This window comes from Terribacillus saccharophilus, from assembly GCF_000725365.1.
GTDB classification, from domain to species: Bacteria; Bacillota; Bacilli; order Bacillales; family Amphibacillaceae; genus Terribacillus; species Terribacillus saccharophilus.
On sequence record NZ_CP008876.1, the window covers coordinates 123,046 to 143,687 of the forward strand.

At 43.4% G+C, this 20,642-nt stretch carries 20 protein-coding genes; 12 read left to right on the forward strand and 8 right to left on the reverse strand.

All coding sequences use genetic code 11. The annotated features are described in order from the left end of the window. Positions 1 to 334: 334 nt before the first annotated feature. From licT to GZ22_RS00645, 3 genes are all read left to right on the forward strand, one after another. A complete protein-coding gene (licT, locus tag GZ22_RS00635; protein WP_038557704.1) occupies positions 335 to 1,192 on the forward strand; it encodes a BglG family transcription antiterminator LicT in 858 nt (285 codons plus the stop codon). A gap of 183 nt (positions 1,193 to 1,375) precedes the next feature. After that, complete coding sequence (locus tag GZ22_RS00640; RefSeq protein ID WP_038557707.1) at positions 1,376 to 3,292, forward strand: beta-glucoside-specific PTS transporter subunit IIABC; 1,917 nt, start codon at positions 1,376 to 1,378, stop codon at positions 3,290 to 3,292. 43 nt (positions 3,293 to 3,335) lie between these two features. Then, positions 3,336 to 4,766 carry a 6-phospho-beta-glucosidase gene (locus tag GZ22_RS00645; protein WP_038557708.1) on the forward strand — a complete coding sequence of 477 codons (1,431 nt, stop codon included), beginning with the start codon at positions 3,336 to 3,338 and terminating at the stop codon, positions 4,764 to 4,766. 50 nt (positions 4,767 to 4,816) lie between these two features. Here the strand turns inward: GZ22_RS00645 and GZ22_RS00650 are convergent, their stop codons facing one another. Next, on the reverse strand, positions 4,817 to 5,560 hold the full coding sequence (locus GZ22_RS00650; protein WP_038557710.1) for an SDR family oxidoreductase: 744 nt from the start codon (positions 5,558 to 5,560) through the stop codon (positions 4,817 to 4,819). Positions 5,561 to 5,663: 103 nt separating this feature from the next. Beyond that, complete coding sequence (locus GZ22_RS00655; protein WP_038557712.1) at positions 5,664 to 6,224, reverse strand: PepSY domain-containing protein; 561 nt, start codon at positions 6,222 to 6,224, stop codon at positions 5,664 to 5,666. A 179-nt stretch (positions 6,225 to 6,403) separates the two neighbouring features. Here GZ22_RS00655 and GZ22_RS00660 point away from each other — a divergent pair, with 179 nt between their 5' ends. The 3 genes from GZ22_RS00660 to GZ22_RS18790 all read left to right on the forward strand — a co-directional run bounded on the left by GZ22_RS00660 (position 6,404) and on the right by GZ22_RS18790 (position 9,328). Beyond that, positions 6,404 to 7,861: an aldehyde dehydrogenase family protein gene (locus GZ22_RS00660; protein WP_038557714.1), complete on the forward strand. Its 1,458-nt coding sequence runs from the start codon at positions 6,404 to 6,406 to the stop codon at positions 7,859 to 7,861. Positions 7,862 to 7,880: 19 nt separating this feature from the next. Further along, positions 7,881 to 8,525: an SDR family oxidoreductase gene (locus GZ22_RS00665; RefSeq protein WP_038557715.1), complete on the forward strand. Its 645-nt coding sequence runs from the start codon at positions 7,881 to 7,883 to the stop codon at positions 8,523 to 8,525. Between the two features lie 260 nt (positions 8,526 to 8,785). Beyond that, positions 8,786 to 9,328: a hypothetical protein gene (locus GZ22_RS18790; protein ID WP_038557717.1), complete on the forward strand. Its 543-nt coding sequence runs from the start codon at positions 8,786 to 8,788 to the stop codon at positions 9,326 to 9,328. Positions 9,329 to 9,346: 18 nt separating this feature from the next. On the opposite strand, the gene GZ22_RS00675 is transcribed toward GZ22_RS18790, so the two are convergent. The 4 genes from GZ22_RS00675 to GZ22_RS00690 all read right to left on the reverse strand — a co-directional run bounded on the left by GZ22_RS00675 (position 9,347) and on the right by GZ22_RS00690 (position 11,729). Continuing rightward, positions 9,347 to 10,333 carry an LLM class flavin-dependent oxidoreductase gene (locus tag GZ22_RS00675; protein ID WP_038557719.1) on the reverse strand — a complete coding sequence of 329 codons (987 nt, stop codon included), beginning with the start codon at positions 10,331 to 10,333 and terminating at the stop codon, positions 9,347 to 9,349. A gap of 27 nt (positions 10,334 to 10,360) precedes the next feature. Beyond that, the gene (locus GZ22_RS00680) at positions 10,361 to 11,107 is read right to left on the reverse strand and encodes an NADPH-dependent oxidoreductase (protein ID WP_038557721.1); all 747 of its coding nucleotides are present in this window, start codon (positions 11,105 to 11,107) and stop codon (positions 10,361 to 10,363) included. 126 nt (positions 11,108 to 11,233) lie between these two features. Beyond that, on the reverse strand, positions 11,234 to 11,533 hold the full coding sequence (locus tag GZ22_RS00685) for a spore coat protein (protein ID WP_038557722.1): 300 nt from the start codon (positions 11,531 to 11,533) through the stop codon (positions 11,234 to 11,236). Then, on the reverse strand, positions 11,526 to 11,729 hold the full coding sequence (locus GZ22_RS00690) for a hypothetical protein (protein WP_038557724.1): 204 nt from the start codon (positions 11,727 to 11,729) through the stop codon (positions 11,526 to 11,528). Before GZ22_RS00690 ends, GZ22_RS00685 begins: the two co-directional genes overlap by 8 nt. 109 nt (positions 11,730 to 11,838) lie before the next feature. Here GZ22_RS00690 and GZ22_RS00695 point away from each other — a divergent pair, with 109 nt between their 5' ends. From GZ22_RS00695 to GZ22_RS00705, 3 genes are read left to right on the forward strand one after another with little or no spacing between them, the layout of a single operon-like run. Beyond that, positions 11,839 to 12,069, forward strand: a complete 231-nt coding sequence (locus tag GZ22_RS00695) for a hypothetical protein (protein WP_038557725.1) — start codon at positions 11,839 to 11,841, stop codon at positions 12,067 to 12,069. Further along, positions 12,062 to 12,445 (forward strand): spore coat protein, encoded by a 384-nt coding sequence (locus GZ22_RS00700; RefSeq protein ID WP_038557728.1) that lies wholly within the window; start codon positions 12,062 to 12,064, stop codon positions 12,443 to 12,445. The genes GZ22_RS00695 and GZ22_RS00700 overlap by 8 nt, the downstream gene beginning before the upstream one ends. Next, positions 12,442 to 13,578, forward strand: a complete 1,137-nt coding sequence (locus GZ22_RS00705) for a zinc-dependent alcohol dehydrogenase (RefSeq protein WP_038557729.1) — start codon at positions 12,442 to 12,444, stop codon at positions 13,576 to 13,578. Before GZ22_RS00700 ends, GZ22_RS00705 begins: the two co-directional genes overlap by 4 nt. A gap of 26 nt (positions 13,579 to 13,604) precedes the next feature. Here the strand turns inward: GZ22_RS00705 and GZ22_RS00710 are convergent, their stop codons facing one another. Beyond that, positions 13,605 to 14,393: a MurR/RpiR family transcriptional regulator gene (locus GZ22_RS00710; protein WP_038557730.1), complete on the reverse strand. Its 789-nt coding sequence runs from the start codon at positions 14,391 to 14,393 to the stop codon at positions 13,605 to 13,607. A gap of 126 nt (positions 14,394 to 14,519) precedes the next feature. Here GZ22_RS00710 and GZ22_RS00715 point away from each other — a divergent pair, with 126 nt between their 5' ends. Together GZ22_RS00715 and ptsG are read left to right on the forward strand one after the other, a co-directional pair. Next, positions 14,520 to 15,845 (forward strand): 6-phospho-alpha-glucosidase, encoded by a 1,326-nt coding sequence (locus tag GZ22_RS00715; RefSeq protein ID WP_038557731.1) that lies wholly within the window; start codon positions 14,520 to 14,522, stop codon positions 15,843 to 15,845. A 67-nt stretch (positions 15,846 to 15,912) separates the two neighbouring features. Next, complete coding sequence (gene ptsG / locus GZ22_RS00720) at positions 15,913 to 17,487, forward strand: glucose-specific PTS transporter subunit IIBC (protein ID WP_099046348.1); 1,575 nt, start codon at positions 15,913 to 15,915, stop codon at positions 17,485 to 17,487. Between the two features lie 23 nt (positions 17,488 to 17,510). Here ptsG and GZ22_RS00725 read toward each other — a convergent pair whose 3' ends face one another. Further along, positions 17,511 to 19,235 (reverse strand): ABC transporter substrate-binding protein, encoded by a 1,725-nt coding sequence (locus GZ22_RS00725; RefSeq protein ID WP_038557733.1) that lies wholly within the window; start codon positions 19,233 to 19,235, stop codon positions 17,511 to 17,513. A gap of 103 nt (positions 19,236 to 19,338) precedes the next feature. On the opposite strand from GZ22_RS00725, the gene GZ22_RS00730 reads away from it, so the two are divergent. Further along, on the forward strand, positions 19,339 to 20,613 hold the full coding sequence (locus tag GZ22_RS00730; RefSeq protein WP_038557734.1) for an MDR family MFS transporter: 1,275 nt from the start codon (positions 19,339 to 19,341) through the stop codon (positions 20,611 to 20,613). Positions 20,614 to 20,642: the final 29 nt, after the last annotated feature.

Consider the following 20,642-nt stretch of genomic DNA (forward strand, 5'->3'; position numbering starts at 1 on the left):
CCTCTTACATCCCTTCTGTATATGTAAATATCTAATAGTAGATTTCTATACCAGCTTCGATTATACCTTTCTGCAGAGTAGGAAAGCGATAAATTGGCTTGTAATTCCCATTTTATAATTAAAATAAATGATAGTTAAACTAAAGAAAGTGAAATTAAGTATATAATGATCAGATTGACAGGAAAAAACTGCTATGATACTTTCTATATAAAGCGTTTACAAATGAACGAGGATTGTTACCGCACTGCGGGCAAAACCTGAATTTGCACAAGCGATTAGCTGCTATGTGTGAATTTGGGTTTTTTTCATTCTGTTAGAGAAATGGGGGATAACGATGAAGATAGAAAAGATCTTGAACAATAGTGTTGTGGTCACAAGGAATGACAAAAATCAGGAACTGGTCGTGATGGGAAAAGGCTTGGCTTTCAAGAAGAAAATCGGGGATCCGATAGATGTATCTCAGATCGAGAAAAAATTTATCTTAGAGAAATCAGGTATGGCCGATAAATTAGAGACACTTCTGCGAGACGTTTCTCCCGTTTATCTTAATATTGCTGCAAAAATAGTGGAGTATGCTCGCGGTCATCTTCCGTACGACTTGGATGAATACCTTTATGTTGCATTGACTGATCACCTTAGTTTTGCTATCAGCAGGGAGAAACAAGGCATCACTTTAAAGAACCCGCTTGTTTGGGAGATACGGAAATATTATAAGCAAGAATATAAGATTGCCTGGAAAGCATTGGATATCATCGAGGAAGATACAGGCTATCATTTAGGAGAAGATGAAGCTGCATCTATTGCATTGCATTTAGTTAACAGCCAGGTGACAGGCGAGCACATGCTGACAGCTGTACAAGTAACGGAAATAGTCAGCAATTTGCTTAATATTGTTACCTATCATTTAAAAGGAAACGTAGATGAAAGCTCGGTCAATTATGAGCGGTTCCTAACACACTTACGTTTTTTTGCTGTACGTTTTCTGCGTGATGAGAGATTACCTGAACTGGCTGAATCATTCCTTTATGACCAAGTGCGGCTGAAGTACAAACAAGCATTTCAATGTACAGAAAGAATGGATGTCTATCTAAAGGAAAAGTTTAATTCTGGACTTACGCAGGATGAACAATTGTATTTAACTGTTCATATACATCGTCTTACAGAACAGTCGCAGCAAAATAAAAGTAAATAAATTGTAAATGTAAGCGTTGACATTTTAGGAGTAAGGTGATAAATTTTACTTATCAGCTGAATATCCTTCGAAGGAATGTTACCTTAATAGGGCATAACCTGATTAGCTTGGCTGCACGAATTTTGTGCGCCAACCTGATCAGGTTTTTTATTTGCCAAATTCCAAATAAAAGGTGGGATTAAGATGAAGTATGAGCAACTGGCCAAAGATATCATCGAGCAAGTCGGTGGCCGCGAAAATGTTAACAGTGTTGTCCATTGTATTACTCGTTTACGCTTCAAGTTAAAGGATGAAAATAAAGCAAATACTGAAGCACTGAAGAACATGGATGATGTTGTTACCGTTCTTAAGAGTGGCGGACAGTATCAAGTTGTCATCGGCAACCATGTGCCGGATGTATATAAAGCAGTAGCGCATGTTGGCGGGTTTACTGGTAATGAACAAGCATCACAAGAAAAAGACAAGGATACGAATCCTTTCAATAAGTTTATCGATATTATTTCTAGTATCTTTACGCCAGTGCTGGGTGTATTGGCTGCAACAGGTATGATCAAAGGTTTTAACGCAATGTTTCTTGCTTTCGGATGGCTCAAAGAAGAATCAGGAACTTATCAGATTTTAAACGCTGTTGGTGATTCTCTGTTCTACTTCTTCCCGATATTCTTGGGTTATACTGCGATGAGGAAGTTCGGCGGCAGTCATTTTATCGGAATGGCTATTGGGGCGGCGCTTGTTTATCCGACATTATCCGGACTTACAACCGGCGATCCGCTGTATACGCTATTTAGTGGTACGCTGTTTGAATCGCCTGTGCATATTACCTTCTTGGGTATGCCGGTAATCTTGATGACTTATTCATCGTCAGTTATTCCAATCATTTTGGCGACGTTTTTTGCAGCGAAAGTGGAAAGAGGTTTCGCAAAGATTGTACCTAGTGTCATCAAGACCTTTGTTGTCCCGTTTTTGACACTGTTGGTGGTTGTACCGCTGACATTCCTGATTATCGGTCCGATTGCAACATGGGCAGGACAACTGATCGGGCAAGCAACACTTAGCATCTATGACTTGAGCCCAATTATTGCTGGTTTATTCCTGGGAGCTTTCTGGCAGATCTTCGTTATCTTCGGTTTGCATTGGGGACTTGTACCGATCTCGATCAATAACCTAGCTGTCTACGGCGGAGACCCTGTGTTAGCGCTTGTCTTTGCTGCTTCTTTCGCCCAGATTGGTGCAGTGTTGGCTGTTTGGATCCGCATCAAGCAGAAAAAACTTAAAACATTAAGTATACCAGCCTTTATTTCAGGCATTTTTGGAGTTACGGAACCAGCTATCTATGGTATTACACTTCCTCTGAAACGTCCATTTATCATTAGCTGTATCGGTGGTGCCTTAGGTGGTGCTGTTTTAGGTATAACGAAAACGACAGGATATATGACTGGCGGATTAGGAATTTTCCAAATCCCTACCTTCATCGGTCCAAACGGTTTTGATTTGGGATTCTGGGGATCATTTATCTCAATAGGAGTAGCGTTTGCGAGTGCTTTCGTACTGACGATGCTATTTGGATTCACAAAGGAAAACAACAAACCTGACACAGTGCAAGAGCCAACAACACCGATTCAGAAAGAAGAGAAGCTGGCTATTGGTAATGACGTGATTGCTAGTCCATTTCAAGGTTCGATTGTTTCATTATCTGAGATCAAAGATGAGGCGTTTGCGACAGGCGCACTCGGCAAGGGTGTAGCAATCATTCCGTCAGAAGGAAAACTGTACGCTCCTGCATCTGGCGTTGTATCTGTTTTATTCCCAACGAAACATGCCATCGGAATCACAGCGGATAGCGGAGCCGAGATTCTGGTCCATATCGGGATGGATACGGTTCAGTTGGACGGCAAGTTCTTTGACGCTCATGTAAAGCAAGGAGATCGTGTGGAAAAAGGGCAGCTGCTCATAGAGTTTGATTTGGATAGTATCCAGAATGCCGGCTTTGATATTACGACGCCAGTTGTGGTGACAGATGTAAGGGGTTACAATTTAGTGGCAGCAACAGAGGAGAAACAAGTGAAATGGGGCGAGCCGCTGCTTACCCTGAATATATAGAATACTTGATCGGTAGATATAAAGAGAGAGGGGAGCGGAGTATATGAGTGTTTTTCCAGAAGGATTTTTATGGGGCGGCGCTGTCGCGGCCAATCAAGTAGAAGGTGCTTATCGTGAAGGCGGTAAAGGGCTGACGACAGTCGATTTGCTGCCGATAGGAGCAGATAGATTTTCAATTATGCAAGGTAATATAGAAACACTTGAACCAATTGCAGGAGCGTATTATCCGTCGCATGAGGCGATTGATTTCTATCATGACTATAAAGAGGATATCGCATTATTTGCAGAGATGGGGTTCAAGGCATTACGAGTTTCCATTGCTTGGGCTCGTATCTTTCCAAAGGGAGATGAAGAACAACCAAATGAAGAAGGGCTGCAATTTTATGATAATCTGTTTGATGAATTGCGGAAGTATGACATTGAGCCAGTCGTTACGATGGCGCATTTCGACGTGCCAGTCCATCTTGTAGAGAAATACGGAAGCTGGCGGAACCGTGAGCTCGTATCCTTCTTTGAAAAATATGCTAAAACAATATTTACAAGATACAAAGAGAAAGTGAAGTATTGGATGACTTTCAACGAAATCAACATGCTCCTGCATTTGCCGTTTGTCGGGGCTGGCCTTGTCTTTCATGAAGGTGATGATAGAAAGCAAATCCAATACCAAGCAGCTCATCATCAGTTAGTCGCCAGTGCAATAGCGGTAAAAGCATGTCACGACATCATTCCAGATGCCAAAATCGGCTGTATGCTGGCTGCAGGTACGACTTATCCGTATTCGGCGAATCCGGCAGATTATCTGGATGCAATGGACAGAGACAGAGATTCCTTCTTCTTTATAGATGTTCAGGCTCGAGGAGCTTACCCTGGATATGCTAAGCGCTTTTTCAAGGATAATAATATCGATATCCAGATGGAACCAGAAGATGAAACAATCCTCCGTCATACTGTCGATTATATCGGGTTCAGTTATTATGCCAGCCGTACAACGAGCACGGATCCGGAAGTGCTCGGTAAGACGACTGCTGGTAATGTATTCGGTTCTGTGGAAAATCCGTATCTGCCAAAATCGGAATGGGGATGGACGATTGACCCGACAGGTTTCCGTATTACAGCGAATCAGCTTTATGATCGATATCAAAAACCGTTGTTTGTCGTAGAGAACGGACTAGGTGCAGTGGATACAGTCAATGAAGAAGGTCAAGTGGAGGATTCATATCGCATTGACTATCTGCAAAAGCACCTGGAACAAATGGGTGAAGCAATACAGGATGGCGTTGAAATCCTTGGCTATACTAGCTGGGGGCCGATCGACCTTGTCAGCGCGAGTACTGGAGAAATGAAGAAGCGGTATGGCTATATCTACGTGGATAAGGATAACGATGGAAATGGTTCTCTTAAACGGATCAAAAAGAGCAGCTTCCATTGGTATAAGGAAGTCATCGAAACGAATGGTGGAAATTTGAAAGATTAACAAAACAGCACCTCTCCGGATCAGCCGGAAGAGGTGCTGTTCTTTTATTATTAGCCTTTCTGGTTCGTCGGACGAATGAGCAGCTCATTGACTGCAACATCACCCGGTTCACTTAAAGCATAACGGACTGCGCGTGCAATACTGTCAGGTGTAACAGCTGCTCCTAATGTTTCGCCCATGCTTTCGCGGATTTCATCGTCTGTGATACTATCCGGAAGTTCGGTTTTAATAGCTCCTGGTGAGATGATTGTTGTTCGGATATTGTTTTCCGCTTCTTCCTGGCGCAAGCCTTCCGTGATGGCACGTACTGCGAATTTAGTTCCAGAATAAACAGCTGTTCCTGGTCCGGATTTATGCCCCGCAACGGAGGAAGTATTAATAATGTGGCCTTGCTTGCGCTCGCGCATATGAGGCAGCACAGCAGCAATGCCGTACAATACTCCTTTGATATTAACGTCTACCATCGTATCCCATTCAGAGATTTGCTTTTTATGCAGGAAGGATAGTGGCATCAAACCAGCATTGTTGAAGATGGCATCGATTTGACCATACGTATCTAGAGCCAGCTGAGCTAGCTGTTCGACCTCTTCCTGTTTTGTTACGTCAGTCACTTGATAAATTGCTTCTCCACCATCTTGCTTGATGGATTCTGCTAACTCTTGCAAACGTTCTTCTCGTCGGGCAGCAAGGACAACCTTAGCACCATGCTGCGCTAATTCTTTAGCCGTTGCCTCTCCAATGCCGCTTGATGCACCTGTAATGATGACAACTTTATCTTGAATATTTTCGCTCATAGTTTGATTGCTCCCTTCGAATATCTTGTACCCCCTACTAATAACCCGTTTGGAAAATCTGAAACATAAAAAAAGAGCCTCCTATAGGAGACTCTAGTGTTAATTAGTCATCATCGCCATCATCGTCTTGATCATCTTGGATGGATTCTTTTTCTGTATATGTCACTTCGCCGGATTCTGCATCAACAGTCACTTCGATTTCATCCTTATCGGTACGAAGCTCCACATCATATTCCAGTCTGCCGTCATCTTCGTCTAATGAGATATCTGTCAGTGTAGCACCTTTTTCCTGTGCTAGAGCTGTTTCAGCAGCAGTTTTGATGTCTACTTTTGGCTGCGGTGCTTTGTTATTATCGTTATCATCGTCATTATCTTTTCTTGATTCGACTGTTCCGTCATCAGCGTTTACTCGAACATCGTATTCCTCTTTATCATCATTTACATCCACTTCGTAATAAGCCTGCCCACTCCGTGTAGTATCAAGCTCGACGCTTGTGACTGTTCCTGTTTGTTCTTTGCTGGCATTGTCAATTGCTTGGTTCAGATTCACCTTTGTATCTGCAGGTACTTTATCGTCATCTGCACTTACATGCTGAAATCCAAAGCCTAATCCCGCTGCCAATGTAATCGCCAGACCGCTTGCTAATAAGTTTTTTCTTTTCATATTATCCATCTCCTTGATCGTTGTTATGGTACTACTATATCCAACGCATCTTAGAGCAACATGAAGTGAAAATTAGAAAACGCTGAGAAAAGAAGAAGACGTTTCACAGACAACTTGTTTAATCTTATGCAAAGGGGGAATTGTCTCTAAGTCGAGACAAATCCTAAGGAGGCGTTATTTTGCAAAAGCAGTTTGATTTACTTTATATAAATGGTGAATGGCGAAAAGGGAATAGTGAAGATACATTCGATAATACCAATCCATATACAGGAGAAACGCTGCTTACAATCCAAGGGGCAAACGAGGAAGACTTGGATGAAGCTTACCAAGCAGCGGCACGTGCACAGAAGGAATGGGCTGAGCAGCCGCCACAAGTGAAGCGAGAGCTGATTGAAAAAGCAATCCAAATCATTGAGCAGGAGAAAGAGCTGTTTATCGAATGGCTGATTAAAGAAGCTGGCAGTACGTACAGAAAAGCTGTCGGTGAAATTACGACCGCGGTTAATTTCATGAAAGAAGCTGCTTCTTATCCGAATCGGATGAAGGGGGAGGTATTTCTTTCTCATGTTCCTGGCAAAGTGAATAAAGTTTATCAGGAGCCGCTAGGAGTGGTCGGTGTTATTAGTCCTTGGAACTTCCCGCTTCATTTGACTATGCGCTCTGTGGCTGCAGCACTGGCTACAGGAAACGGAGTAGTTATCAAACCTTCTAAAGATACAACCGTGACTGCAGGTTCGCTAGTGGCTGCTGTATTCGAGGAGGCAGGGGCACCTAAAGGGTTGATTAATCTTGTTAGTGGTAAGAGTTCCGAAATCGGGGATAGTTTTGTGAAGCACCCGATTCCCCGTATGATTTCCTTTACAGGATCTACTGAAGTAGGTAAGCATATCGCATCTCTTGCTGCAGGCGAATTGAAAAGCACAGCATTGGAGCTTGGAGGTAACAACGTGCTTATCGTGATGGAGGATGCCAATATCGATGCGGCAGTAGAATCCGCTGTATATGGTAAGTTCTATCACCAGGGGCAGGTTTGTATTGCGCTGAACCGCATACTTGTACAGTCATCTGTTGCAGAGGAATTCACGAGCAAGTTCGTTGAAAAAGTTAAAGATCTGCGTTACGGTGACCCTGAAGATAAAAATACACAAGTAGGTCCGATTATAAACGAGCAGCAAGTGGACAGCATAAAAGAGCAGCTGCAGCGCGCAATTGACGCTGGTGCAAATGTTCTTACTGGCGGCAACTTCCAAGGCAACGTATTAGAGCCTACAGTCGTCAATCAAGTAGATAACCAGTCACCACTCGCAGCGGAAGAGATATTCGGACCAATCGCACCAATCATTACGTTTGAAACAGAAGACGAAGCAGTCGAGATGGCAAATGAGCATCCGTTTGGTCTTTCTGGTGCAGTTCATTCTACAGTAGGACATGGTGAATTGATTGCTAAGCGAATTGAAACAGGAATGATTCATGTTAATGATCAGAGTATCAATGACGAACCGCAAGCACCATTCGGCGGTGTGAAACAATCCGGTCTTGGCCGATTCAACGGTAAGTGGGCATTAGAAGAATTCACGGAAACAAAATGGATCGGTGTACAAAACGAACGCACAGATTATGATAGCTTTTTAAAATAAATAGGAATGAGGGATTAATATGAGCAAAGTATTCATTATTGGAGCAAACGGTAAAGTAGGGAAAAACCTAGTTAACGTACTGAATGAAAGCAAAGAACACGAAGTTTCCGTAGGACTGCGGAAGGAAGAGCAATTTGGATATTTTGAAGAAAAAGGCGTTAAACCCGTATTCCTAAATCTAGAGGATAATTTAGACGCGTTTACAGACGCTATCAACGGATCCGATGTAGTTGTATTCACAGCAGGTTCCGGCGGCAGCACTGGACCAGATAAGACATTAACGATTGATTTGGACGGAGCTGCGAAATCAGTGAAAGCTGCTGAGAAAGTTGGAGCGAAGCAGTTCATCATGGTTAGTGCCATCCATGCGGATTCTCCAGATCAATGGACGGAAGACATGAAGCCGTATTATATCGCAAAACATTACGCGGATCAGATTGTCCAAGGCAGTAAGCTGAATTACACTATCCTGCGTCCGGGCGGACTATCAGATGATGCAGGAACTGGCAAAGTTACAACAGATGAATCTGGATTCAAGACAACTCAAATTCCGCGCGAGGATGTAGCGCGTGCCATCGCGGCAGCTATCGGAAATGATAAGGCGAAAGGAAAGATTGTTTCCTTGCTTGCTGGAGATACACCGGTTGAGGATGTTTATAACTAATAACGTAAAGGAAGGCCGCTAATTTAGCGGTCTTTTTTATTGTTATAATAACAGTACTTGTATGAAATTATATTGTAATTTTTTACAAATTAACGAATCCTTCTAGCGATAATTCATGTAGACTTACAATATACTTTTTAGGAGGGAAAACATGAATGAAAAGAAAGATAGGTTCTCTTTCGAAAAGATCAATGAAAATAAGGATACGGAAAACGAATAGCAATTATATACTTAGTTAAAATTCTCAAGGGGGTTTACAGTTGAAAGGACATATAGAAAATAGGTTGAAATTTCTCTACTCCGGGGAGTTAGCTGCTGTAATCTCCTTCGTAATTCTCAGCGTACTTATAAATCAAAACTATCCGGATTTGAAGCTCTATTCTCTTTTTTCATTTTGGACAGCATTTCTTCTTTTGGAGTTCCTGTTATTGCAAGGCACTATGTATTGGTATATCAAGCTTAAAAGGTTCAGGAATGAGAAGACATTTATTACCCCAGAAAAGGTAGTATACAAACTAATAAAACTAAGGAAAATAAATTTGCTGCTGATTTCCATTCCTCTTTTTGCTTTTATCTATGATCTTTTACACTTACAGTCTCCACTGCCTATAGGCGGATTATTTATAGCATTATTTATATATCTCTTCGCTATATTGGAGTACATAAACTACTTCTATACGCAGCTTTCCTATGATAATATCGCTGACCTCCTATACCTGAAGCGCCATAAAATGCTGAAGCAAGCCAGCATTAAGAGAGACATTAATCGGTTATTACATAACAACGTAAAAAAGAACCTCTAAAATGAGGTTCTTTTTAGATCACTTCCAAAGTTCAGAAAGCAATTTATAGCTATTTCTGCGTTTTTCCTGGTCATAAATGTCTGCTGAAACGATAAGTTCGTCAAACTGTGTTTTTGCATGGAAGGCTTCCAGTTCACTAGCCACTTTTTCTTTATCTCCGACGAAAGAGTAAGTCAGTGTGTTTGTGACATGCAGCTTTTCGTGTTCATTCCAGATATGATCCATGCTCTCAACTGGTGCAGTGGAAGATCCAGAGCGACCGCGGATGATGCTTAGGAACTTAAGTTTTAATGTCGTGGAAAGGAATTCCGCTTCTTCATTCGTATCTGCTACGATACCGTTAACTGTAACCATTGCATATGGTTTGTCCAGGTAAACAGATGGCTGGAATCGTTCACGGTATAAGCGCAATGCATTGTGCAGCTCTCCCGGTGCGAAGTGGCTGGCAAATGCAAACGGCAAACCGAGCATAGCGGCAAGCTGTGCGCTGAATGTGCTGGAACCTAATAGATATACCGGCACATTCGTACCGTGCCCAGGATGTGCTTTGATTGGCAGGTTGGCATCACTGAAATATGCAAGCAGCTCTTTCACATCTTCGGGGAAGTTCTCTGCACTCGTATGTGCATCACGGCGCAAAGCGCGGCTTGTCATATAGTCTGTACCAGGTGCTCGTCCTAGTCCAAGGTCGATGCGGTCTGGATACATCGTTGCCAATGTCCCGAATTGTTCCGCTATGACTAGCGGAGAGTGGTTTGGCAGCATCACACCGCCGGAGCCAACACGGATAGTAGAGCTATGGCCAGCAAGATAACCGATCAATACAGAAGTTGCAGAGCTGGCAATGCTCGGCATATTGTGGTGCTCAGCAACCCAGTAACGATTATATCCTAGTTTTTCTGTGTGCTGAATCAGCTGTTTGCTGTTTTCAAAGGCTTCTTTCGGTGTTTTATTGTCTGGTACAGGTGATAAATCCAAAACCGATAAAGGTGTTCTGGTCATCATATATACTTCCTTTCTACTTGGTTCTTTTTATTTATAATCGTATCCGTTCTGTTTCAGAACGTCTGTTACTTTTCCGTATTCTTTATATCGTTCGGAATAGAAAGCGGCAATTCTTTCTGACCAAGGATGTGCTTTCGTTTCGCCAGTTCGGACTTTAATTGCTTCCTGCTGTCTTTTATCCATTTCTTCGACCGCTTCCCGCTGGTTTTGTACGTATGTTTCTTTATGATAAAAAGCTTCCATTGGAATTCTCGGACTTTGTGCTGGCAGCGGATCAGCAGGGTAACCGATGGCAAGACCAGAGATTGGGAAAGCAAGCTCAGGCAGCTCAAGCAGCTCTGAAATTTCGGCTGGGCTTCTGCGGACGCCGCCGATTGGAACGGTGCCGATACCCATAGATTCTGCTGCAGCAACAGCAGTACCAAGTGCGATGCCAACATCAGTAGAACCTACTAGTACAGCCTCGATATTCTCCATTACCTCAAGTTTCTTATCATGCAGTTCCGTTATATGCTTAGCGCGACTGTAATCCATGCAAAAGACGAGAAAAGCTGCTGCGTCATCTATATGTTTCTGATTTCCGGAAAGCTCTGCTAACCGGCGTTTTCTCTCCTCGTCAGTTACGACGATAACAGAAACTTGCTGACCGTTGATCCAGTTTGGTGCTTGAATTGCTGCTCCCATAATTGCATCGAGCTGCTTTTGTGTCAGTTTTTTATCAGTGAATGTCCGTACGGAACGGTGATTGTGCAATTGATTAATGAAGTCGTTCATAATGGCCTCCTAGTTCGTCATGCGACTTACACGCTCTACCGATTATTATACGTAGGTGAAAGAATAGAAAGCAAAAGAACAGCTTACAAAGCAGAAAGCACGAGCGTAGAGCTCGTGCTTTCCTGCTTAGTCTTTATTCAGTGTCAAGACAGTTTCAGCTGTTTCATTCAATACATGAATTTGCTTAGCTGGTGTTTGTGGAGAGTAATAGCCGTGTTCCATCATGTAGCTGAAAACACGTTCATGCTGCTCTATATGTTCATGCAACTTTGATTTCAAATCGTTGCGCAGCTGATCATTGCTTGTTTCGTTTATTGCCTTCGCGGTGTTAATAATGCCAGTTTTAACGGTGACTAACAAATCTGTGGCAATTACTTGATCTGTTATCTCCCGAGCAGATCCTAGTATTTGAATAAGCTTATCCATGCTGTGCCTCCTCGTTTAGAAAGCGCTGCAGCATATGGATATGACGTTTATCTGCATCCGCTTGAGCTGTCAGTAAGGTTTTAAGTCCATCGTCCTTTGCCAAGAATTGCATACCTGAGGACTTTGTTAGCGAAAGACAAGCTGTATTCAATAGCTCCATAGCCTCCATTGTTTCATGGATACCCGATTGATGCATAACGGATGTGCCTCCTTTTTTAACACTATCTTGTGAGAAACTGGCTGCTTTATACATACATAAAATCGTGTCTCGGGGACAAGCTGAAACAAGACAAGGAGGATGAACGATGAGCGATAATCAACAACTGGCACCGCATGAAACGATGGAAGTTCATGAGCTGCTGAACTTCAAGACAACGGCAGTCATGAAGGCGAAGTTTCTGCAAGGTGTTGTGTTTGATCAAAAAATCAAGCAGCTGATGGAGAAAGACGTGGAAACCTCAGTACGCCAAATTCGGGAACTGGAGGAGCTGTACAGCAAGTCTCAGTTATTAAAGGAAGGTGAAGCAGATGCGTGACTACTTAGATCCGGAAAACGCCAAAGGCATGCCTGATCTGATGGATTCCGCCATTTGTACGGAAATGCTTATCACTGCAAAGTCGGCAGTGAACAACTATGCAATCGCCATAACAGAAGCTGTAAATCCCGAGCTCCGACAAACCCTTGTTCGTCATTTGGATGAAGCAATTGAGATGCAGGGCGCTATTTCTTCTTTGATGGCTCAGCACAACTGGCTGTTTCCAGCCGACCCGAAATCGCAGTTTCCATTTGACCGGAAGGCTGCCAATACAGCAATCGATGTAGTCAGCATGGATTTGTTCCCGTATGACACCGACCGTCTCGGTATGTTTGCAACGCCGACCAATACCGAATCGAAGGAGAATCAGCAATGAAGGCAGTTACGTATCAAGGGATTAAAGATGTTCGTGTAAAAGAAGTAAAGGCACCTTCTATCAAGAAACCGGATGATATTATCGTGAAGCTGACTGCTACAGCGATTTGCGGTTCTGATTTGCATTTGATTCATGGCATGGTTCCGAATATGCCAGAGAATTATATTATCGGCCATGAACCGATGGGTATCGTGGAGGAAGTCGGTCCCGAGGTAACAAAAGTGAAAAAGGGTGACCGCGTTGTTATTCCGTTCAATGTGAGCTGTGGGGAGTGCTTTTTCTGTCAGCATGATTTGGAAAGCCAATGTGACAACAGCAATGAAAACGGACAGATGGGTGCTTATTTTGGCTACTCAGATAACAATGGAGGCTATCCGGGCGGACAAGCGGAATACATGAGAGTGCCTTATGGTAACTTTGTGCCTTTCAAGATTCCCGAGAATTCCGAAGTAGCAGATGAACAGCTGATTCTGCTGGCAGATGCAGGATCAACAGCTTTCTGGTCTGTTGATAATGGGGGCGTAAAACCTGGAGATACGGTCATCATTTTTGGATGTGGCCCGGTCGGTTTACTAGCACAGAAATTCGCTTGGCTGAAAGGTGCCAAACGGGTTATTGCTGTTGACTACATCGACTATCGTCTGGAACATGCCAAGCGTACCAATAATGTAGAGGTAGTGAATTTCGAACAACATGAGAATACAGGGGAGTACTTAAAGGAAATAACCAAAGGCGGAGCTGATGTCGTCATCGATGCTGTCGGCATGGATGGAAAGATGACGCCAATGGAGTTTATCGGAAGCGGACTGAAGCTACAGGGCGGAGCATTAGGGGCATTCGTCATGGCGGCACAGTGCGTACGCAAGGGCGGTAATATCCAAGTGACAGGGGCATATGGCGGCCGTTACAATGCATTTCCTTTCGGGGATATCTTCCAGCGCAACGTCACAATCAAGAGCGGACAAGCTCCTGTTATTCACACGATGCCCTATTTACATGGTCTGCTTCAGGATCAGAAGGTCGATTTAGCTGATATCATCACGCATATCCTTCCGCTTGATCAAGCTAAGGAAGGCTACGAAAAATTCGATACAAAAACAGATGGCTGTATCAAAGTCATTTTAAAACCATAAAGGACTGCTTACCTAGCAGTCCTTTTTCAGTTGTATCGTCCAGAGTAGTGCAGATACAACATATTCACGGCTGCTTGCAGATTGATTTCTTCCAGTATGGGAGATTTATAGCCATCCATTTTCTGTCCGCTTATCTGAATAATAAGCTTTGCGTGTTGTCCTAAATAGCTACTCGGGTTGCTCGTAATTGCTAATATTGGAACTTCATTTCTAGACAGTTCTTTTGTTAGTTTTACAATGAAACGCGTGTCACCGGAGGAACTAATCACAATGGCAAGGTCGTCGGGAATCATTGCATTTGCCTCGATGATCTGGTTTTCATGATTGCTGTAGGATGCGGTATGTTTTCCTAACCGCATGAATTTGATTTGTGCGTTTTTGGCCACGACATTTGAAAACGTGACGCCGAAGAAAGATAGTTTATTAGCATCATGCATTAAGATTGCGGCCTGCTGCAATATGTCCTCTTGCAGCAGTTTTTCTGTTTGAGCAAGTGATTTCTTTACTTGCTCAAAATAATCGGGTAAACCAACTATCATGTCTGATTCTGGTCCTTGGTGTATTTCTGTCCGATTGAAGTCATTGAATTCGCTGGCATGTTCCTTTAGTTCCTTGAATGAAATGCTTTCGAAACGACGACAAAAACGGGAGATTGTTGCTGGAGAGAGGTGACAAGCCTCTGCTAATTCATAGATCGTCATATTCGGAATCTCGGAGACATGGCGGAGAATATATTCCGCTATCGTATGATCGGAAGTGGAATGGTCGGTTGATGCTTCCAGGAAGTTCTGTAGCTTTGCGAAGAAATTATACATGGTGATCCCCCTCTCACGTATCATTGTAAACCAAAAGTTTCATAATATGAAACTTTTACTGTAATCGCTTTCGTTGCTGATAGAGTAAGGGCATAGATATTAGATATAGAGAATGGAGAGGTCAACATGAAGAAATTCAATATCCTTATTGTCGGAGGCGGAAGTACATGGACGCCTGGACTTTTGAAAAGCTTATGTGTTCGAAAAAATTCTTTCCCAATTGGGAAATTAACAATGGTTGACGTGAATGAAGAACGACAAGCAGTTATCGGTGAATTCGCCAAAATATTATTCCAGGAAGAATACCCGGAACTTGAATTTGAGTATACAACAGATAAACAAGCAGCTTATGCCCAAGAACTTGATTTCGTCTTTGTTCAGATGCGAACTGGGGGATATGGGATGCGGGAGCAGGATGAGAAAATTCCGCTCCAGCACGGAGTTATCGGTCAAGAGACATGCGGCCCCGGTGGATTTGCATATGGTTTGCGTTCCATCAAGGATATGGCGCAGCTTGTCACGGATGTACGAGAACATAATCCAAAGGCGTGGATTCTAAATTACACGAATCCTGCAGCGATTGTAGCAGATGCTTTGCAGCAGCTGTTCCCGAATGATAAGCGAATCTTGAATATTTGTGATCAGCCTGAGAACCTGCTCAGATCCTATGGCAGATTGCTAGAACGTGACCCAAGATCATTCGACCCGGTTTACTTCGGTCTGAACCATTTTGGCTGGTTCACACATTTATATGATGAATCCGGTAATGATCTGCTGCCAGAACTACGCGAAATGATTTTAGACGGAGGCTTCCGTCCTGTAGATTATGAGCAGCGTGATCAATCCTGGCTGGATACGTATGCGATGGTCGAACAGACAGTACGTGACTTCCCGGATTATCTTCCGAATACGTATTTACAATATTATTTGTATCCGGATAAAGTGCTGAAGAAATTAGACCCAACACACACTCGAGCGAACGAGGTGATGGAAGGTCGTGAGAAGCGTGTGTTCGAAGCATGCCGTGAGGTAGTAGATAAAGGAACAACTGTTGGTGCATCTGTCGTGCATAACGATGCACATGGAGAGTTCATCCTGATTGTGGCAGAGTCAATCGCTTATAATAAAGGGGATAATTTCATCGTAATCATTCCAAATAACGGTATCATATCTAATCTCCCAGACGATGCAATGGTAGAAGTGGCTGCGAGTTTGACAGCGAATGGGCCACGCCCATATGCGGTCGGAGAGATTCCGGTCTTTTATAAGGGATTGATCGAAGGGCAATATGCCTATGAAAGACTCACAGTAGAAGCATATGTAGAGAACTCCTATCAAAAGGCCTTGCAGGCGTTGACGTTGAACAGAACGGTCGTTTCTGCTCAAAAGGCGCGGGAAGTACTGGATGCATTGATTGAAGCAAACGGTGATTTTTGGCCGGAATTGAAGTGAGGAAAGGAGTAAAGCTCCTTTTCTTTGCACTATATAGTAAACGCTTTCTTTGAGGAGTGGTAGAATTATGAAAAATATATTCAGCTTTGATTTCTTCCAGCGAGTCGGAAAGACTTTCATGGTCGTCATTTCCTTGCTGCCAGCAGCAGGGCTGTTGCTCGGTATCGGGACAACGCTGCAGTCTCCGTACTTTATTGAGTACTTTCCGTTTTTAGAAAGCGGAGGATGGCAAACATTCGGAGAGCTGATGCGTGGAGCGGGGAGTGTCATCTTCTCGAACTTAGGTATCTTATTCGCCATCGGAATTGCAGGAAGCTGGACAGGCGGAAAAGCAGCTGCTGGTTTATCGGCTTTTGTGGGGTACATTATTATGCACACGGTTATCGGAATCGTGGTGGGTGTGACACCTGAGAATGCAAGCCAAGCGGGTTACACAACAGAATTAGGCATACCAACACTGCAAATCGGTGTGTTTGGGGGTATCATCATCGGTTTTGTGGCAGCAGCGCTTTATCAGCGTTTTCATGATTTCCAGCTGCCTGAAGTGCTTTCCTTTTTCGGCGGAGCACGTTTTGTACCGATTGTGACAGCAGGTGTTTCGATCGTTATAGCACTTCTTCTTTCATTTGTTTGGCCATCGATTCAAAATGGTATCTTCTGGCTGGGCAATCAGCTGGCTGGACAAAATACACCGCCATTTTATCTGTTCATCTATGGTTTGGTAGAGCGGGCACTCATTCCATTCGGGCTGCATCATATCTTCTACATTCCGATTCGATTCTCGGAAGTGGGTGGAACGTATATGACGCTAGCCGGTCAAATGGTATCCGGTGATACGGCGATGTATATGGCGCAGCTTGCTGATCGTCAAGTAGATAGTGCGGTAGAGATAACGGCAGGGCGCTTCATGGCTGGGAAATTCCCGTTCGTACTATTCGGTTTGCCAGCTATCACACTTGCTATGTATCACACTGCTAAGCCGGAAAACAGGAAAGCAGTCGGAGGACTTTTACTAACTGCGGGTCTGACGGCATTTCTTACAGGGATTACCGAGCCGTTAGAATTCACCTTCCTATTCGCGGCGCCAATCTTGTACATCTTCCATTGCTTGATGGCGGGGCTTTCTTTCATGCTCATGTATGTACTAGATGTAAATATCGGATATGCGGGAGGCTCAGGCTTCATCGACTTTACGTTGTTCGGTATTCTGCCGGGTGTTGGGGAACCATGGTGGTATGTACCGATTGTCGGAATCTGCATGTTTGCTGTTTATTATGCAGTCTTCCGTTTTGCAATTCAAAAATGGAATCTGCAGACGCCTGGCCGTGGTGCATCAAATGCACTGGTGACAAAGGAAGAGTACAAGAAGAAGCAAAAAGGGCAAAAGAACAGCGACCAAGCATTACAAGTTCTCTCTGCACTTGGAGGAGAAGAGAATATAAGCAATCTTGATGCCTGCATCACGCGTCTTCGTGTTGGGATCCATGATAAAAGCAAGGTTGATCGAGACGCTTTGAAGGATCTTGGAGCCAAAGGTGTGCTGGAAGTGGGCAATGGTATTCAAGCAATCTACGGACCAAAAGCAGAAATACTAAAGAATCAAATACTAGATATCATCGAAAATGAGAAGGAAGCCAAGTAAAAAGCACCCTGAGGGTGCTTTTTTTATGCCAATCTATCAATCCATAATCTACGGAAATTCGGATGGCCGAAGCCAGTCAGCTCAAAATCCTGCAGGAAAGCGGTATGGGTTCGTTCTTTCATCGGGTGGTTTTGGAAGATAATCAATCGTTCCTGGTGAAGATAAGATTCGATTTTGTCGGCAATCTTGTATCTTTCTTTTTTTGTTTTACCGTTTTTGAAAGCTTCTAAATAAGTATCAATCTTTCGAAGGTGTGATGGGCCAAAGTATGTCCGGAATAACAACGCTTCATTCTTGAAGGCGCCAATGAAGGAAAGTTCCCGGTCGATATTGGCAACTTCCCCCATGAAGGCCATGTCGAATGCAAGCATCTCGTTTTTGTTGTAAATACTGTCCAGTTCGTATTCGCATAATTCAAGGACTATGCCATACTTAGCTGCTTCTTGTAACAGCCATTCGGCCTGAATTCCGGTAGATTTATGACGCAGAACACCAACCTTTAATGGCTCACCCTGATAAGCTGATTTTTTCAGTGCTTCTTTCAGTTTCTGCTCACTCTTTATAGGTGCAACGGACTTTTCAAGAAAGAAGCTGCTGGCATGTTTTAGTTTACCGAACAACTGCTCTAGATTTAATTCGGTGAAAATCCTCTCGGTATCTACTAAGTGATACATAGCTTCACGGAAATATTTATCCTGAATAATAGAATCACGATGAAAGTTGAATGCAAGAAATCGGAACCCTTGCTCGACTTCATAGTGAGATTGCGTCGGTCCCTGCTCGGACAAACTGTAATTTACTTTCTTTTCTCCGGGCTTGATTCGCCACATCTCAACTCTATCCAGAAAAGGCCGCATATGGAAGTATGATGGGAAAACCTCGAGTACAAGTTTTTGCTCCGTTCTTTCTTTCAACTGATAAGGTCCAGTTGCAACCCATTCATATTCATTGAACAGCACATCTCGGGGAAGGATGGCCATGCTTACACTCGCCATATAACGAAGGAAAAATGGATTTGATCTCGCTAGCTGGAAACGGATGATGTAACGATCAATCACTTCTGTCTGCACTACATCACTAACGAGCCAATAATAAGGTGAATCTGGTTTGAAACGGTCTATTGTATATGCTATATCTTCTGATGTCATCTCCCGCATGTGATGAAAAAGAACTCCTTTTCGCAAATAGAAAAACCACTCTGTATTATCTTCATTCGTTTTCCAATGATGGGCAAGGTGGGGGTGCACGCTGTCCGTTTCTTGATCGTAGATAACAAGTGTATCGCTGATCTGCTCAATCAGATGGCTTTCAAAGGTAATCGAGCTCGCGCATGGATCAAGTGTTGTAATTGGCCGGTTGAAAACGGTGCGAAGTGTATCCTGCCCTTCTTGTTGCTGATAGCCGAAAAGCTGCTCCAGCTCTGTCATATGGGCATACCAGTGGCGGGGGATTGGCAGCTGTAAGAGCTGGAAGAGGATAGTAGGTTTGTTTTCCTGAATACAGAATCTCAAAAACTTTTCTACTTCTTCGCGAAAATCACTAGGAAACGTAAGAGTGGACTTTCTGCCTCTGCCTCGTCCAGGCTGATAACGGAGCTGTCCGAGCTGCTCCAGCTTCTTCAGTTTACGGATGACATGTCTTCTCGTACATTGCCAGATAGCTTCAATTTCCTGCAGCGTACACGATACTTGCCCGTTTCTTTCTTTCTCGTATAAGTGTGCTCGTATTAAGTAGTAGCTAATATCCAAGTTGTATTTCCCTCCTAAAAGGTGACATCTTTATTAAAATTATACACTTTTTACCTCTTTTGAACTCCTACATAATGGAAAAAAGAGAGAGGGGGGAGCAGAAATGTTCAGAAGTCTGCATCCGAATATACGAATACGAATTTATACTTCATTTATGAGTCGCATGATTGGCAGCATGATCTTCCCGTTTATGGCGGTTTATTTTGTGCAAGAAATGAATGCGACAATAGCAGGGGTACTGATGATGGTCAATGTTGTCATTCAGTTCCTGGCAAGTCTTTATGGCGGACACTTAGCTGACCGAATCGGCAGAAAGCGGATGATGGTACTTGGTGAAGCGGCTAAAGCGGCAGCTTTTATTGGTATGGTGCTTGCTAATACACCAAATTTCACTTCTGCTTCAGTCACCTTTGCCATGCTGATGGTGATTAGTATTGCCAGCGGAATGATCATGCCAGCCCAAGAGGCGATGCTGATTGATGTGAGTACACAGGAAACACGTGCTTATATGTATGCGATTAACTATTGGGCGAATAATCTGGCTATGATGATTGGTCTTACTATAGGCGGTTGGCTGTTTCAGGATTATATGTTCCAGCTGCTTCTTGGTTTGGTCGTCATGTCGGTCATCACGATGGTAATTACAATTATGTTCATCCAAGAAACATTTACAGTTCGTACAGCAGTTGGAGAAAAGAAAGACCTTGGGTTAAAATCTTTGTTTCAAAGTTACCGCAGTGTTGGCAAAGACAGAGCCTTCTTGCTGTTTGTACTTAGCGGCATTGCTATCCTTTCGCTTGAGTTCCAGCGGAGCAATTATTTGACGGTTCGCATGGAGAAAGATATCACAGAGATGAGTATGTCTATTTTCGGCTTCAGTTTATCTGTAGATGGACTGCGGCTGGTCAGTCTTCTGACTGTAGAAAATACTCTGTTGATTGTGCTCTTCACCGGATTGGTCACTAAGCTGATTAAAGGTCATAATGAGCGTCTGGTTATGTACACAGGCTTTGTTATGTTTGGTATAGGATTCACCATCATGGCTGTCAGCAACAGTCCGTTCCTATTGGCGGTATCAGTGTTGATCTTATCTTTTGGAGAACTGATGTATGTACCTACGAGGCAAAGCATGCTGGCTGACATGGTTGATGATACGAAACGCGGGACATACATGGCTTTCCATGGTTTTGTGTTCCAATTCGGAAAGCTAATCGGCGCAGGAGGAATTATCATGGGGGAATCGGTTGGCAAATATGGTATGGGCTTCAGCTATATTGTCCTTACACTGCTTGGCATCTTGTTCTGTGAAATGGCACTGCGCCAGCGGTATGCGAGTATAGAACGTGTCGTGTCGAAAGAAAAAACCAAACTTATTTAGAAATTGGAACAAAAGCTTCCGTACCTTCG

What these genes read in the sequence shown, in the direction of transcription:
- GZ22_RS00715 (WP_038557731.1), top strand. Translation starts at nt 14,520, where the DNA reads ATGAAGAAATTCAATATCCTTATTGTCGGAGGCGGAAGTACATGGACG.
- GZ22_RS00655 (WP_038557712.1), bottom strand. Translation starts at nt 6,224, where the DNA reads ATGAAAAGAAAAAACTTATTAGCAAGCGGTCTGGCGATTACATTGGCA.
- GZ22_RS00675 (WP_038557719.1), bottom strand. Translation starts at nt 10,333, where the DNA reads ATGATGACCAGAACACCTTTATCGGTTTTGGATTTATCACCTGTACCA.
- GZ22_RS00685 (WP_038557722.1), bottom strand. Translation starts at nt 11,533, where the DNA reads ATGGATAAGCTTATTCAAATACTAGGATCTGCTCGGGAGATAACAGAT.
- ptsG (WP_099046348.1), top strand. Translation starts at nt 15,913, where the DNA reads ATGAAAAATATATTCAGCTTTGATTTCTTCCAGCGAGTCGGAAAGACT.
- GZ22_RS00700 (WP_038557728.1), top strand. Translation starts at nt 12,062, where the DNA reads ATGCGTGACTACTTAGATCCGGAAAACGCCAAAGGCATGCCTGATCTG.
- GZ22_RS00665 (WP_038557715.1), top strand. Translation starts at nt 7,881, where the DNA reads ATGAGCAAAGTATTCATTATTGGAGCAAACGGTAAAGTAGGGAAAAAC.
- GZ22_RS00690 (WP_038557724.1), bottom strand. Translation starts at nt 11,729, where the DNA reads ATGCATCAATCGGGTATCCATGAAACAATGGAGGCTATGGAGCTATTG.
- GZ22_RS00710 (WP_038557730.1), bottom strand. Translation starts at nt 14,393, where the DNA reads ATGTATAATTTCTTCGCAAAGCTACAGAACTTCCTGGAAGCATCAACC.
- GZ22_RS00695 (WP_038557725.1), top strand. Translation starts at nt 11,839, where the DNA reads ATGAGCGATAATCAACAACTGGCACCGCATGAAACGATGGAAGTTCAT.
- licT (WP_038557704.1), top strand. Translation starts at nt 335, where the DNA reads ATGAAGATAGAAAAGATCTTGAACAATAGTGTTGTGGTCACAAGGAAT.
- GZ22_RS00680 (WP_038557721.1), bottom strand. Translation starts at nt 11,107, where the DNA reads ATGAACGACTTCATTAATCAATTGCACAATCACCGTTCCGTACGGACA.
- GZ22_RS00640 (WP_038557707.1), top strand. Translation starts at nt 1,376, where the DNA reads ATGAAGTATGAGCAACTGGCCAAAGATATCATCGAGCAAGTCGGTGGC.
- GZ22_RS00650 (WP_038557710.1), bottom strand. Translation starts at nt 5,560, where the DNA reads ATGAGCGAAAATATTCAAGATAAAGTTGTCATCATTACAGGTGCATCA.
- GZ22_RS00645 (WP_038557708.1), top strand. Translation starts at nt 3,336, where the DNA reads ATGAGTGTTTTTCCAGAAGGATTTTTATGGGGCGGCGCTGTCGCGGCC.
- GZ22_RS00705 (WP_038557729.1), top strand. Translation starts at nt 12,442, where the DNA reads ATGAAGGCAGTTACGTATCAAGGGATTAAAGATGTTCGTGTAAAAGAA.
- GZ22_RS00730 (WP_038557734.1), top strand. Translation starts at nt 19,339, where the DNA reads ATGTTCAGAAGTCTGCATCCGAATATACGAATACGAATTTATACTTCA.